This is a genomic window from Paenibacillus sp. B1-35, from assembly GCF_050474385.1.
Lineage (GTDB): Bacteria > Bacillota > Bacilli > Paenibacillales > Paenibacillaceae > Paenibacillus_B > Paenibacillus_B alvei.
On the sequence record NZ_JBCHVJ010000004.1, the window covers coordinates 170,567 to 184,006 of the forward strand.

At 48.8% G+C, this 13,440-nt stretch carries 12 protein-coding genes; 4 read left to right on the plus strand and 8 right to left on the minus strand.

Annotated elements, in window-relative coordinates; genetic code table 11:
- Nucleotides 1–3: 3 nt before the first annotated feature.
- From ACQ5BJ_RS15045 to ACQ5BJ_RS15060, 4 genes are all read right to left on the minus strand, one after another.
- Entirely contained in the window at nucleotides 4–222 is a 219-nt protein-coding gene (locus ACQ5BJ_RS15045; RefSeq protein ID WP_005543324.1) for a YneF family protein, read from the minus strand.
- A 198-nt stretch (nucleotides 223–420) separates the two neighbouring features.
- Nucleotides 421–2,127, minus strand: coding sequence for a tRNA epoxyqueuosine(34) reductase QueG (gene queG / locus ACQ5BJ_RS15050; protein WP_430111244.1), 1,707 nt, complete (start codon nucleotides 2,125–2,127; stop codon nucleotides 421–423).
- 163 nt (nucleotides 2,128–2,290) lie between these two features.
- Nucleotides 2,291–2,848 carry a DUF402 domain-containing protein gene (locus tag ACQ5BJ_RS15055; protein ID WP_005543328.1) on the minus strand — a complete coding sequence of 186 codons (558 nt, stop codon included), beginning with the start codon at nucleotides 2,846–2,848 and terminating at the stop codon, nucleotides 2,291–2,293.
- Between the two features lie 189 nt (nucleotides 2,849–3,037).
- The gene (locus tag ACQ5BJ_RS15060) at nucleotides 3,038–3,475 is read right to left on the minus strand and encodes a GNAT family N-acetyltransferase (RefSeq protein ID WP_005543330.1); all 438 of its coding nucleotides are present in this window, start codon (nucleotides 3,473–3,475) and stop codon (nucleotides 3,038–3,040) included.
- 507 nt (nucleotides 3,476–3,982) lie between these two features.
- Here ACQ5BJ_RS15060 and ACQ5BJ_RS15065 point away from each other — a divergent pair.
- Nucleotides 3,983–4,600 carry a superoxide dismutase gene (locus ACQ5BJ_RS15065; RefSeq protein ID WP_171416668.1) on the plus strand — a complete coding sequence of 206 codons (618 nt, stop codon included), beginning with the start codon at nucleotides 3,983–3,985 and terminating at the stop codon, nucleotides 4,598–4,600.
- 84 nt (nucleotides 4,601–4,684) lie between these two features.
- On the opposite strand, the gene cysK is transcribed toward ACQ5BJ_RS15065, so the two are convergent.
- Nucleotides 4,685–5,617 carry a cysteine synthase A gene (cysK, locus tag ACQ5BJ_RS15070; protein ID WP_430111248.1) on the minus strand — a complete coding sequence of 311 codons (933 nt, stop codon included), beginning with the start codon at nucleotides 5,615–5,617 and terminating at the stop codon, nucleotides 4,685–4,687.
- A 45-nt stretch (nucleotides 5,618–5,662) separates the two neighbouring features.
- Nucleotides 5,663–6,301 carry a TVP38/TMEM64 family protein gene (locus ACQ5BJ_RS15075; RefSeq protein WP_157266553.1) on the minus strand — a complete coding sequence of 213 codons (639 nt, stop codon included), beginning with the start codon at nucleotides 6,299–6,301 and terminating at the stop codon, nucleotides 5,663–5,665.
- 416 nt (nucleotides 6,302–6,717) lie between these two features.
- Here ACQ5BJ_RS15075 and ACQ5BJ_RS15080 point away from each other — a divergent pair, with 416 nt between their 5' ends.
- Genes ACQ5BJ_RS15080 through ACQ5BJ_RS15090 form a run of 3 tightly spaced genes read left to right on the plus strand, consistent with a single transcriptional unit; the run spans nucleotide 6,718 to nucleotide 9,183 of the window.
- Entirely contained in the window at nucleotides 6,718–7,398 is a 681-nt protein-coding gene (locus ACQ5BJ_RS15080) for a chromate transporter (RefSeq protein WP_171416670.1), read from the plus strand.
- A 47-nt stretch (nucleotides 7,399–7,445) separates the two neighbouring features.
- Complete coding sequence (locus ACQ5BJ_RS15085) at nucleotides 7,446–7,982, plus strand: chromate transporter (RefSeq protein WP_268598965.1); 537 nt, start codon at nucleotides 7,446–7,448, stop codon at nucleotides 7,980–7,982.
- Nucleotides 7,975–9,183 (plus strand): ROK family protein, encoded by a 1,209-nt coding sequence (locus tag ACQ5BJ_RS15090; protein WP_197266280.1) that lies wholly within the window; start codon nucleotides 7,975–7,977, stop codon nucleotides 9,181–9,183. Before ACQ5BJ_RS15085 ends, ACQ5BJ_RS15090 begins: the two co-directional genes overlap by 8 nt.
- Nucleotides 9,184–9,640: 457 nt before the next feature.
- Here the strand turns inward: ACQ5BJ_RS15090 and def are convergent, their stop codons facing one another.
- Entirely contained in the window at nucleotides 9,641–10,165 is a 525-nt protein-coding gene (gene def, locus ACQ5BJ_RS15095) for a peptide deformylase (protein ID WP_430111253.1), read from the minus strand.
- 347 nt (nucleotides 10,166–10,512) lie between these two features.
- Nucleotides 10,513–13,287 carry an endo-beta-N-acetylglucosaminidase gene (locus tag ACQ5BJ_RS15100; RefSeq protein ID WP_430111256.1) on the minus strand — a complete coding sequence of 925 codons (2,775 nt, stop codon included), beginning with the start codon at nucleotides 13,285–13,287 and terminating at the stop codon, nucleotides 10,513–10,515.
- Nucleotides 13,288–13,440 lie beyond the last annotated feature (153 nt).

The window sequence follows — 13,440 nt, forward strand, 5'->3', positions numbered from 1 at the left end:
AACTTAGCGGGATTTCTTGAAATTCTTGTTCTTCATCATTTGCTGTGCTTGCTGCATCTGCTTCGAATTCAGATTGTAGCCCATTTGCTTCGCCATTTTCTGCAGCATTTGAGGGTCGGACTGCATCTTCGTCATTTGGTTACGCAGATAATATACGCCGCCAGCAAAGCCGATGATAATGCCTACAATTAGTGTTACGATCGCCGTAATTACTGTCCACATCTTCCCATGGTCACCCCAACATCGTCAAGTTTTGCTCATTGCTTCTATATTTCAATAGGTACAGATTCATTGAATGATCCACCGAAATCCTCATCTAGAAAAATAAAAAGGTATCGATGTGCCGTTCCACTTCAAATTTACCGTACCGCCACTATGATAGCACGTACCATCAATCGTGACAAATATCCCCTGTTCCAATTATGGAGCAATCAGCAACCGCTCTTCATTCGCCTGCATGCCCTCCAGCTTGAGCAGCGTAACCTTCTTGTCCATTCCGCCGCCGTACCCGACTAAGCGACCGTCCGCACCGATTACGCGATGGCATGGAGCAATAATCGGAATCGGGTTGCGATTGTTCGCCCCACCGACTGCACGTACCGCCTGAGGGCGTCCAATTGCCTCTGCGATCTGCTTATACGATCTTGTCTCCCCGTACGGAATATCCATAAGAGCGCGCCATACATCACGCTGAAATGCCGTCCCTTGGAAATCAAGCGCCAAATCAAACGATTTCCGCTCTCCTCTGAAATATTCCTCCAATTGGCGAATCGCCTCCTGCAGCCGTTCCGGGTGGCGTTGTAAAGCTGCGCGTCCATATGTGCGCTGTGCCCATGCGTTTAAGCGCGCCGATGTATCAAGCACACTTCCAAACTCAATGGAACAAAGTCCCGTTGCGGAAGAGGCAATGGTTAGCATCCCCAGCGGCGATTCCATCTCCTGAACATAGATAGGCTCCACATGATTGTCGAATTGCTGCAATGCAGCTTCTATCGCTTGCACAACCGCATCCTCCTTTTCACGATTCAAGCCTGACAGCAGCGCCTGCTTCGCTTCGAGGCCGCCTATCTGGCCAAGTGCCCAAGCGGCTGTCGCACGAATATCGTAACGTGTATCCTCCCGAAGCAGCGATCTCAGCTCGCCTACCGCGCTTCGGTCACGGAAGTTGCCGAGCGCAACGATCGCATTGCGCTGAATCGGCTTCTTGCCTCTCCAGGCCGCAGATAACGAGCCAAACTGCTCCTTGAACTCACGATTTGATAATTGCAGCATCGGAACGAGAAGAGGCTTTGCCTTCTCAGGATCGGGCTGCATCTCAGGGTGGTGCGTCCAGTTCATGCCTTTATTTTTCGGACATACGATCTGACATGTATCACAGCCGTACAGCCGATTCCCCATCTTGGTCATCATTTCATGACTCAAGAGATCCTTAGATTGGGTCTGAAATGAAATGCACAACTTTGCGTTCAGCTGTCCTGGGCCTACGAGTGCGCTCGTTGGACAAGCATCGAGACAGCGCGTGCATTCTCCACAGTCTTCTGTGACAGGATCGTCTGACGGAAATGGGATATTCGTTATCATTTCGCCCAAGTAAATCCATGATCCCCACTGCGGTGAAATAATGGAACAGTTCTTGCCGCTGAATCCAATTCCTGCACGTTCTGCAACTGCCCGGTCGCTCAGCTCGCCGGTATCTACCATACTGCGAACCTTCAGCTCTTGATCCGGCACACGCTCACGAAGGAACGCTTCCAGCTTCGCAAGCCGATCCCGCAGCACAAGATGGTAATCAAGCCCCCAAGCCGTTCGCGCGAACATTCCCCGATAGGAGCCCGCCTTCGACTTCGGCGATTCCTCCAGCTTGGAAGGATAGGCAACAGCGATTGCAATTATCGAGCGTGCATCCTCCAGCAGCAATTCAGGGCGGGTACGCTTGTCCAAATCAGGCTCTTCAAAGCCCGAGGCATAGCCTTGATCGATGGAATGCTGCAGCCGAGCCTTCAATTCAATGAATGGGTCTGCCGTCGTAAAGCCCACCTGATCGATCCCCAAAGACGGGGCTGCTTCAATAATGTCCTGCTTCAACTTGCGCCATCGGTCCTGGGTATGAGCTAATTTTTCATGCATCCCATTCACCTCCTTGTCGTCACATGCTCCATACATTCTTAACATCCATTACTTGCACTGCAATAGCCTGCTTACACCAGCCGCTAACATCGGAAACGGCACCTTGCATTCCAGAAAACGAATTCTTGGAACAGGCGCCGTTCACCGAGCGTGATACCCGCTATTATTCACGAGCTTCGTCTAACAACTGCTTCCATTCTTCGTAATACCAACGTACCGTGTCATCATGGAAAGGAGTACGACTCTCCTTAATGTACTCCAATACCCGATCCAGGCCAGCCTTCACCTTCTGCTCGACAAGCTCTGGGTAATGATAGGCTAAGCGATTGTGCTCATACTCATCCTGATCTACTACCTGAACCTGCCCATCCGTCATGCGAATGACATCCAAATCATAGTCAATATAAGTGAAAATATTGCCACACCGATACGGAGGCGATGCTATATTGCAATAATACCGAACACCGCATTCCTCAATTAGAGCAACTACGTTGAACCACTGCTTCGGGATAAAAAATGTAACAGCAGGAATCTTGCTAACCCACTGCTTCCCATCCGACTCCCGAATCGGCGTCTGACTGTTGATGAGGACATACATGTCTTCCTTCACATGATCAGGATGCCGCATCGTTGCAGGCACAAGCCAATTTTCGAGCCATACCCGATGCAGGTGACCGTCGTGCTTGAAACTTTTCACAAGAGCTTCCTCATAACGATTCATGCTAATTCCTCGGCTTTGCGTTCATTTCGCTTTATTAATAGAAAAGCATATCTTTCACCCGAATGCAACGGTTGAGAAGATATGCTTCCTTGTACAATGTTTGGCTATAATCAATCGTGTATCGCCACTCTGTTCCGAGTGAGGCCAATTGCAACCTCGCAATTCATCTGCAAGTAGAATTGCGCAGCGTTAGCCTGCAACAATACGCAACTGTGAAAGGGAGCGCAGCATATCCTTTGCTCCGTATCCCAAAGCCTCAAACCATGGCAATACGACTTCTGTATGCTCGTCCACAGCAATCATAATGTTTTTGACGCGGCGTTGTTGGAATTTCTGCTCCAATCCCGCTACCAATGCTTTGCCTACTCCGCGATTGCGATAATCCGGATGTACGGCAAGGCGGTAATAGTAGCCGTTGTTACGATCAACGGTTCCGATGACAAGTCCGACAATGGCTTGCTCTCCGCTAGCTTCTTCATGTTCTGCGATGAGCACAAGCTCTCCGTCCAACGATAACTGACGCGCGAATGCTTCCAGCGTCTTCTCACAACATTCATCTGACAGCGATTCCTTCAACAACTGGGTTGCCGGAAGATAATCCGACAAACGAAAGGATCGAACATTCATGACTTACTCTCCCTCATCCTGAGCTTGGTTTCGTGATCGGTTGTCTCTCTGTCTAACACCTTTCTACGCCTTTACATTAAATCTGTATCTTGTGGGTTATCTACAATAGATTGTGCAATACCTTTACAAATACGACAAAAATCGCGAAAATCCTTCTTTATCATGCAACTTCCATAAAAAAGATCGAAAAATCTCCCGAATTCTCTTGTAAACGCTTTATTTAAAGCGTTTACATTACATAAAGAATGAAAACATTATAGAAATTGTAAAGAATTCGCATTCATTTCAAGTCATAATCAACCCTTCCCCAACAGAACATTTGTTTGAAACCACCCATTTTCGGGTAATATGATAGCGGTGGCGGTCAAACAACAACTGTTCGCTATCGAAGGCCTTTTTTTCAACGCCTACTTTTGCAACATTTATGTTGATTTATTCTTCCGGTTCATGTTTAATTAGGTTAGAAGTAGATAAGATGCTACATAATTAATTAGGAGGTATGACACAATGGCACATCAATTACCAGCTCTTCCTTATGCCAACAATGCTTTGGAACCACATTTCGACGAAACAACAATGATGATTCACCACGATCGTCACCACAACACCTATGTGACGAACTTGAACGCAGCTTTGGAATCTGCTCCAGAATTGCAAGATAAATCTGTAAACGAACTGATCGCTAACTTGGATGCTGTTCCTGAGAACATCCGTACAGCGGTACGCAACAATGGCGGCGGCCATGCGAACCATTCCTTGTTCTGGGAAATCATCGGCCCTAACGGCGGCGGCCAGCCTTCCGGCAAATTGGCTGATGCCATCAACAATGAGCTTGGCGGCTTGGACAAATTCAAAGAAGATTTTGCAAAGGCTGCAGCTACACGCTTCGGCAGCGGCTGGGCATGGCTTGCAGTAGATGCTGACGGCAAATTGTCCGTATACAGCTTGCCTAACCAAGACAGCCCGGTTATGGAAGGCAAAACGCCTATCCTTGGCTTGGATGTATGGGAGCATGCATACTACTTGAAATACCAAAACAAACGCCCTGACTACATCGCTGCATTCTGGAACGTTGTGAACTGGCCAGCAGTTGAAAAACGTTACGAAGATGCTTTGAACAAGTAATCGGGAATAAAAAAACAGCCGTCCCCTGGCAGTCTTTTGCCTCAGGACGGCTGTTTTGTTGTCTACAGGAAGCCGACTCAACTCTTAGTTCTCGAACAGCGGCGTTGACAGATATCGCTCCCCCGTATCCGGAAGTAGCACCACGATCATCTTGCCTGCATTCGACGGTCGCTTTGCCAGCTGTGTTGCTGCTGCCAAAGCAGCGCCGGAGGAAATCCCAACTAAGAAGCCCTCCTGCTTCGCCAACTCACGCGCTGCAGCGAATGCTTCTTCATTCGTCACGCGAATAATTTCATCAACAATATTGCGGTCGAATGTATTTGGAACGAAGCCCGCGCCAATCCCTTGTATCATATGCGGCCCCCGATTCCCACCTGATAGAACCGGTGAATCAGCAGGCTCAACCGCTGTAATTCGTACCGATGGCTTGTTTTCCTTCAAAACACGGCCCACACCGCTGATCGTACCGCCAGTGCCGACCCCAGCAACGAAAATATCCACTTCTCCATCTGTATCGCGCCATATTTCCTGTGCTGTTGTCTTCTGGTGCACTTCTGGATTCGCCTTATTATCAAATTGTTGCGGAATGAACGAATTCGGGATGCTTTCCGCAAGTTCCTCTGCCTTCCGAATAGCACCCTGCATGCCTTCTGACCCAGGTGTAAGCACTAACTCCGCCCCTAGCGCCTTCATCATCTTAATGCGCTCTACACTGTACGTATCCGGCAGCGTTATAATAATTCGATATCCAAGTGCAGCCGCGGCACTCGCCAATGCAATGCCCGTGTTGCCGCTCGTCGGTTCGATAATAACCGAGCTGCGGTCGATAATCCCCTGCTCTTCGGCAGCCCTGATCATCGCATAGCCAATCCGATCCTTCACGCTTCCGCCTGGATTGAATGCTTCCAGCTTCGCGACAATTCTCGCCCCAAGGTCATGCTTGCGGTTATAATTGTTTAGCTCCATTAAGGGTGTATTGCCAATGAGCTGTGTAATGTTTGATACGATGTTGGACATGTTCCACTTTTCCTCCATAACAATATAATCGCGATTCTTATGCCGCTACGTGCGACTACGCCTTGTCCGGCTTCTCTCTACGACTCGATGTATTCCATAAATGCCAGCTACATACACGGCATATAGAAGCAAAACGACCGGAATCCTTGTCCAGTCTTGAAGCAATTGCTCCCCGACATAGGCAAACAAGAACATAACGGGCAGCTTCCCCAGTACCGTTGCCACCATGAAGGTTCGCAGCGGGATAGCTAGCATCGCCGCATACGCATTAATTGCCACAGCCGGGATAATGGGAATCATCCGTCCGATAAGCACAGCTGCGAACGCGTTGTGTTCCATTAATTGATTAAAGCTTCGCAACAAGTGAATTCGTTCCATAGCTTGTCTTCCCTGCTTAGACATTCCGCATCGCACAGCCAGGAACATGAATGCAGCACCTAATGTCGAGGCCGCCACATTGATCCAGCCCCCGATCCAGAAACCATAAGCGGCGCCAATAATTCCTGCCACAACACCGAAAGGAATCACAGGAACTAAGGATATGGCGACAGCAGTCAAAAACAAAATGACGAGCGTACCTGTACCAGGCTCCAAATGGCGAAGCATAGCAAGCAGCTTCTCATGGTACATCAAGATGATTACAGCAGCGAGAACATACAGCCCGAGAGATATTCGTTTATCCAATGTACCCCCTCTGGCATCGGCTCCCGCTTCCGGTTGCACACGCTGCCTGCTTTCTTACGTTAATAATTCCATATTAATATATAGAAGCCCCCTGCCACAAGTTTACTGAACTTTCTACAGCCTTCCTTATATACGTAAACAATGAAGGCGGTTACATCAGAATGCAGCAAAAACCTTCATTTTTTAACATGAACGAGAATTACACCCGCATCTCCACATTTCCCATCCCCTAATCGCAAGCCCGTCATCATAATTTCAAAATAGAATAAACTCCTTTTAAGAAACCATTCCCCCTCAATTTATCGCACTCATTACATACAGTCAATTATACATTTTCGAAAAGTTTATTCCAAAATGAAATTAAGTACGATATACTAACGCTATAATACGATTGAAACGAAGGGATGAGGAACTCCATGAACCAACACGATCACCGTCCCGCGCTGCACGTGAACAAGCGCTCTCTTCTCCTTCAGCTATTCTTGACCTTTAGCAAAATTGGGCCGACTACCTTCGGTGGCGGTTATGCGATATTGCCCGTCATTGAGCGAGAAATTGCGGAGAAGCGTCAATGGCTACAAGAAGACGATATGGGAGAGATTACAGCTCTTGCGGGGGCGGCCCCTGGCGGGATAGGCGTTAATGTCGCCGCTCTTGTCGGCTACCGAATTGCTGGGTTATCTGGCTTAGCTGCTGCAGTTATCGGCATCTCTTTGCCTACCATCGCAATTATGCTGCTTTTATGCATAGGAGCAGCTGGATTTCGCGACCAACCGTATGTTCAGGCTGCGTTGACCGGTATTAAGCCTGCTGTCGTTGCACTCATCGTGTATGCAGCGATTCGACTTGGCTCACGCACTTTGCACCATGGCTTCGCTTGGGGAATCACTCTCACCTCACTTGCGCTGCTGTTTTGGACATCGATCCATCCCATTCTTGTCTTAGTCCTTGGCGCATTCGCCGGTATTGTACTTGAATGGGTGAACCGCGGCAGCTTTCTGCGAAATCATCCGCATGACCACTCCAAGCCCCCACGTTCAGGCAGCAGTGCATCTCGCTCCCGCCAGACTAAGCAACGCAGCAATCGAGCGGTATAAGACGCTGTATCAGCCTCCCATATTCGAACGAGAAGGAAGGATGCACCATGCTATGGGAATTATTTTGGACTTTTTTTAAACTCGGATTCGTCTCCTTCGGCGGCGGTTATGCGATGCTGCCCGTCATTGAGCATGAGGCATTGTCCCATCAATGGATGACAGCCGAACAATATACCGAGGCTATCGCGCTTGCCGGCATGGCTCCCGGACCCATTGCCATGAACAGTGCTGTATACGTGGGGTATACTGCATCAGGCTGGATCGGCAGCATCGTCGCATCGCTTGGCGTAGTCTTGCCTTCGGCCATCATCATGCTGCTTATTGCCACTATTTTCTACCGCGTGTATGATAATCATTGGGTGCAGTCTGCACTTGACGGCATGAAGCCAGCCGTAATTGCCTTGATCGCTTACGCAGCGGTCAATATGGCGATGCCTTCCGGGCTTGCAGCAACGTGGACATTGTCTTCACTTCTTCCAGTCGCAATTTTCGCTTGCGCGCTGCTTGCGCTGATGAAGTTGAAGCTCCATCCAATAGCCGTCATTCTATTGTCAGGAATAGCGGGGATTGTTATTTATGGATAAATCTTTGGAACAACATATCGCTTCCTCCAAAGCGAAGGAAGTATTTCAATTCATCCGACGCACTGATGAAATATCAAAGCTGGATTTACTTCAGTACAGCGGGCTTACCGTTAGTACGCTGACGCGTGTACTGGAGGAACTGACTGCGCTCGGGTTAATCGCGGAGTGCGGCTTCGGTGCTTCTACCGGCGGGCGCAGACCCATTCTGTACCGTGTCGTTCCTGACTACGGATATGCCTTCGGTCTGGATATTTCCCGCACCTCTTCCCGTCTTGTCATGCTCAATGCAGCAGGAAACAAAATCGACACGGCGGAATGGCCTATGACTGCCCATATGACGCCGGAATATGTAATAGTGGAAGTAACGAAGCAGATTAAGCAATGGATGAGTACGCATAAGCTCAGCACGGACAAAATTATCGGTCTTGGCATTGGCGCTGTCGGTCCGCTGGATCGATTTGCAGGAACGATTCTGCAGCCAAGCTTCTTCCCGTCTTCAGGCTGGGAGAATGTCTCTATTGTCAGTGAACTGGAACGTCAATTGAACATCCCCATTATGCTCGATAATGGAGCAAATACAGCGATAAAGGCAGAAGCATGGGCCAATCGTTCCAGAGATGTACAGCATATGCTGTATGTGCATGTTGGCATTGGACTGCGCTCTGCAATGATGTCTGAAGGGAAGCTTATTTACGGTGCTGTCGATATGGAAGGCTCGCTTGGACAAATGATCATTCAGGCTGATGGCATTCCCCCTCGTACTGGAGACGGCAACTACGGCTGTCTGGAGTCCTATGCCACTATATATGCCATCGAACGGGAAGCGAATGCGCTCATCCGTATGGGCCGCCGCAGTCTGCTTGAGCAAATAGCCGGTTCAGGGAACACTGTCACCTATGCACATATTATGGAGGCTTTGCAGCGGCGTGATCCGCTTGCCACAGAGATCGTTACGCAGGCGGCTACTTATTTCGGCATCGGGCTTGCGAACCTGCTCAATATACTCCATCCGGAGAAGGTGGTATTAGGCGGGCCGCTCATGAGCGCGAATGATTTATTTTTCTATACTGCAACGCAAACTGCGATTCGCAAAACCTATCATTATCCGCAATATCAGGTCGTATTCAGCAAGGGCAGCTATGGCGATGAGGCGCTGGCCATCGGTGCGGCCTTGATGATACTCGATAAAATTACTGCATAAGAAGACTTGCGGCAGGTATATAAGATACTCTCCCAAAGCTGATGCGGACTAAATAGTTAATTCATCCTTGCTGCTCTTGCAAAGGTTCATTTCACCATTCACCTTGAACGGAGCAGCAAGCCTTGCTCTATCGCTAGCAGCTTGCAAGAACGATACAATAGCGATGTTCCGCTTCTATAGTGGGGCTGCTGCCAACTTCTATCCCAGCTTCAAATTTCCCGTGTATTAGGAACGGATTGAATAATGGGTTACGGTCGGAAATCCCCGTATGTACGAAAAAAGGACAGTGCTCCCGCACCATCCTCACCTCAACCCTTCCGTGCTTCTTTATATATAACCCCGCCGCTTCAATAATGAAAGACACCCTACATAGTACTCGTTATCCAACGTGCATACTTCGGCAATGAGTTTAATCGATGAGTTGCTTGCCGATATTTGAAATGCATGAACGATCCCCTTAGGCATGCTGTTCGGGTGATGCCAGCTTTAATGCATGGAGCAGCGGCAAATGCTGATGATTCGCTCCATGAACAAGATAGTCATCCTCGACCCGATCAATGAACAGCACGCCGTCCAAATGATCCATTTCATGCTGGATGCAGCGTGCGAGGAAATCTTCGCCTTCTAAAGTAACGGTCTTACCGTCTCGGTTCATCGTTGTTATTCTAATATACTGGTATCGCTTTACTCTGCCGTAGTATCCAGGATAGGACAAGCAGGCTTCCATCCCTTCTTGCTCGCCGGCCGTCTCTACCACCTCAGGGTTAATCAGTTCGATCAAGCCATCTCCAACGTCCATGACGATGACACGACGCAAAATCCCGATCTGGGGTGCAGCGAGTCCCGCTCTCCCCTTCTTCGCATATAAAGTATCCTTCATATCATTCAGCAGCGATATCGTGCGTGCATTCAGCTCCGTTACCGGCTTGCACTTTTTGCGCAATATCGGATCTCCGAAAGGAAGAATAATACGCTCAGCCATTTCATGTCGCCCCTTTATCCTCTGTCATTTCATTAATCAAGCTAATCGATTCGATAGAGTGCATCGCCTGCACACCTCGTTGTGCTGCGATCCATTTTCGATTAGTTGCTCTTTCAATTCTTATTTATGTGATGCTTCTCGCTTCATTTTACGCTGTTCATCAAAGTACATGATAATCAGAATATAATCAATATAACATAAATGAAACGTTATTATATTTTAACCCAATTACATTCCTGCCCAGTGCCTTGATAAATCAAACAAACATGGCATAAAAAAAGCCTCCCAACTTCCCACCGACCAAAGTCGGCGGGAGTCGGAAGACTCGATTAAATCTTTGACACCTATTATTGGGCAGACACATTCTTAATGCCTTGCACCTCGAAGCCGTAAATACGAGCTGCTGTATCTCCGCCTTGTGTTGCTTTCTCTACGTTAAGGCGTGCATAGCGTGCTTTTGTTTTGGCAATCGCATGCTTGGATGTACCCTTCTCGTTGTCCGTTACCTTCACAGCATCCGTCCAATTCTCGCCGTCTGTGCTGAGTTGGATCGTAAATGCGCGTGTGTTGAAGGAAGCGGATTCACCGCCTGCTTCCGCATGGTGCACGATAAATTGCGTTACATCGTACTCCTTGCCCAAATCAACCTTCAGCCAATGCTTTTCATCGCCGACAGCACACCATTTTGTATGTATTTCGCCATCAACGGCGAACTGGGGCGCCTCACTATCATTAACGAAGCTGGATGCTTCCGTTTTTGCACCCTTGGCCAAGTCCTCAGCACGGAAAGCTGCATCCTTCGATACCGTAATAAGCTGCGACTTCGTCATCACATCTTCACCGACCGCGTTTTTCGCGATCAACTTCACTTCGTACGTGCCTTCTTTCGCGAAGCTTACCTTCGGATTGCGTTCCTTGCTCGTTTCAGGTGTTCCTCCCGGGAAGCTCCATTCCCATTCTGTTGTCACTTCAGAGGATTTATCCGTCAACTGAACTTCTTCCCCTGGCGCCACGAACGTCTTATCGGCCTCGAAGTCTGCCTTAGGGGACGGGTATTCAGGCCAATCGAACGAAGTCATTGCCATTCGTCCTTCTTCATAGTGACGGTTCACAGGAACAACTGCCAGTTGTGTCGTCTCCTCCATACCGTTGCGCTTCATTTCAGACACATAGTAATAATTGTTGCCTGTTGCGCCCATGAACTCACGGGAGCCGTCCGGCTTCACGCGATACACTTGATAGTACTGCACATCATCGCCAAGCGCTGTCCATGTCAAGCGAGCATCTGCATAAATGCCGTCGCGAACGTCATTTTCGATCACACGAACATCTGATACTTGACCGAGAGCAGGCGCCTTGTCATTCTGATCACGAATTGTAAGCTCTCCTACATTCGCTTCGTATAGATTGTCATTGACCTTGCCCTCTACTTGAACGGATACGCCAACGATTTTTTTGCCAGCATATGGGCTCAAGTCATAGGTAGCCTGAGTCCAGTCGCCCTTCGCGCCAGCAGCCTTCGTTGTAGAAGGCTTCACGAATGTATACGTATCCGGTGCTCCCTCAAACGCAACGCCAATGTTCAAATTAGCAGATTTCGGATCGTTTGACCGATATGTAAGCGACATTTGCAAAGTAGAAGTTGCCTTTACATCCGTCTTGTACAGCTTCACATTGGAGGATGTGCCTTCTGCAACCTTGCCTTGAAGCTTCAAGGAACTGCCGCCATAGAAGGAATCCGTGAAGTCGAAACTAGGTGCAATCTTCTGACCTGATTCATCCACCATCCAGCGCCAAGTCGGTAAAATGTCCTGCAAACTGCGGTTAAACCATTCACGGTCGCGAACCTTCTTGCCAAACACGCTGAACTGCGTTCCGTTACCCGTATTGAAATGCGTCACGAAATCCGATTTCGTAATGACCGTCTTATCTACGATATCATGCGCAATGCCGCGCCAAGCCCAATCATTGGCCTTCGTCTTGGAAGGATCGAGGCTGTCGCCTACCCATAGACGCTGCTCCTTTTGCATGAATTCATCATTCGTCTTTGTCGTATTGAACGCCCAGTCCGGGCGATACAAACCAAGCGATGTCACCGCATCCTGTCCTTCCGGGAACAATACCGGGAAGTTGTACTCGCCTTGATATCCGCCGCCGCCTTCCAAGTCCATGCCCGCAAACAATTCATGGCGATCCCGCTTCAATTGCTCAGCTATCTTCGGCGAGTTCTGGAATGGCGTTATGAAATCATACTTGCCTTCCTTCTTGAACTGCCAACGGAAATCGATGAACATATTGTCCGCTACGCGCTCTTCCCCGTCTTGGAAGAACATTTTATTATTGTCCGTCAGTCCACCTTGCCACTTCACAGGACCATCCTTCACCATGGAGTCATACCAGATAATTTCCATATTAGAAGGCTTAATTTTCTGCAAATATTTCAAAAACTTCTGCATGTTCTGCGCATCTTCCGGTGTGCCGCCCTGTGTCTCCTGGTTAATGAACCAGCCATCGAAGCCATAATATTTTGCAACTTCAATCAGCTTATCTGCAACCGGGAATGTTCCGTCCTCACGCTGCTGGATCAGATCACGCATCCATTCGATTTTTCCGCCGTGCTCCTTTTGTGGAAGAAATACAGTGCCATATACCGGTACACCATTCTTGTGCGCTGCATCAATTACGTCCGCACTCGGAGGAACGATCAAGCCTTCCCCGGCAGAGCCGCCCCACATAATCAGCTTGTCTACATACTGCCAGTAGCTGAACGCATAGCCATGGAAGTTGTCATTGCCTTGCGATGGCGCACCGCTCGTATTTTTGTACATCGAAGCAAGCGCCATAACTTTCGCGTCTGTCTTCGCATTCGGGTTCACCTTCGCTCCCTGCACACGGGAAGTGTCCAGCTTTACAGAGCTGCGGTTGAATGCCGCATCCTTGTCAGTCTGTGCCGACCACGACAAGAGCGTATTCGGATACCAGTATGAGGAAAGCGGCTGCGCAGCCTCCGCCTGACCTGCAAAGCCTACAAGCGACCCGGCGATCATCGCCGTGCTGAGCATCAAGGCAAATTTGCGTTTTATCTGACCTCGGGAAAGTATAGTCGGTTTCAATCGTTTCATTTAGAATCCCCTCCAAAGTGACGATCTTTCTCTTGATGTCGACAAATCCAATGTCTCAACGAGCGTATCCGAAGTATCTCCTAACTTTGGTAACGCTTCCACAATGTTGTCGTGACCATTGTAAACGTTTACGAAATAGAAAAAAAGGGAACT

What these genes read in the sequence shown, in the direction of transcription:
- ACQ5BJ_RS15045 (WP_005543324.1), bottom strand. Translation starts at nt 222, where the DNA reads ATGTGGACAGTAATTACGGCGATCGTAACACTAATTGTAGGCATTATC.
- ACQ5BJ_RS15060 (WP_005543330.1), bottom strand. Translation starts at nt 3,475, where the DNA reads ATGAATGTTCGATCCTTTCGTTTGTCGGATTATCTTCCGGCAACCCAG.
- ACQ5BJ_RS15055 (WP_005543328.1), bottom strand. Translation starts at nt 2,848, where the DNA reads ATGAATCGTTATGAGGAAGCTCTTGTGAAAAGTTTCAAGCACGACGGT.
- ACQ5BJ_RS15065 (WP_171416668.1), top strand. Translation starts at nt 3,983, where the DNA reads ATGGCACATCAATTACCAGCTCTTCCTTATGCCAACAATGCTTTGGAA.
- ACQ5BJ_RS15100 (WP_430111256.1), bottom strand. Translation starts at nt 13,287, where the DNA reads ATGAAACGATTGAAACCGACTATACTTTCCCGAGGTCAGATAAAACGC.
- ACQ5BJ_RS15080 (WP_171416670.1), top strand. Translation starts at nt 6,718, where the DNA reads ATGAACCAACACGATCACCGTCCCGCGCTGCACGTGAACAAGCGCTCT.
- queG (WP_430111244.1), bottom strand. Translation starts at nt 2,127, where the DNA reads ATGCATGAAAAATTAGCTCATACCCAGGACCGATGGCGCAAGTTGAAG.
- ACQ5BJ_RS15090 (WP_197266280.1), top strand. Translation starts at nt 7,975, where the DNA reads ATGGATAAATCTTTGGAACAACATATCGCTTCCTCCAAAGCGAAGGAA.
- def (WP_430111253.1), bottom strand. Translation starts at nt 10,165, where the DNA reads ATGGCTGAGCGTATTATTCTTCCTTTCGGAGATCCGATATTGCGCAAA.
- ACQ5BJ_RS15085 (WP_268598965.1), top strand. Translation starts at nt 7,446, where the DNA reads ATGCTATGGGAATTATTTTGGACTTTTTTTAAACTCGGATTCGTCTCC.
- cysK (WP_430111248.1), bottom strand. Translation starts at nt 5,617, where the DNA reads ATGTCCAACATCGTATCAAACATTACACAGCTCATTGGCAATACACCC.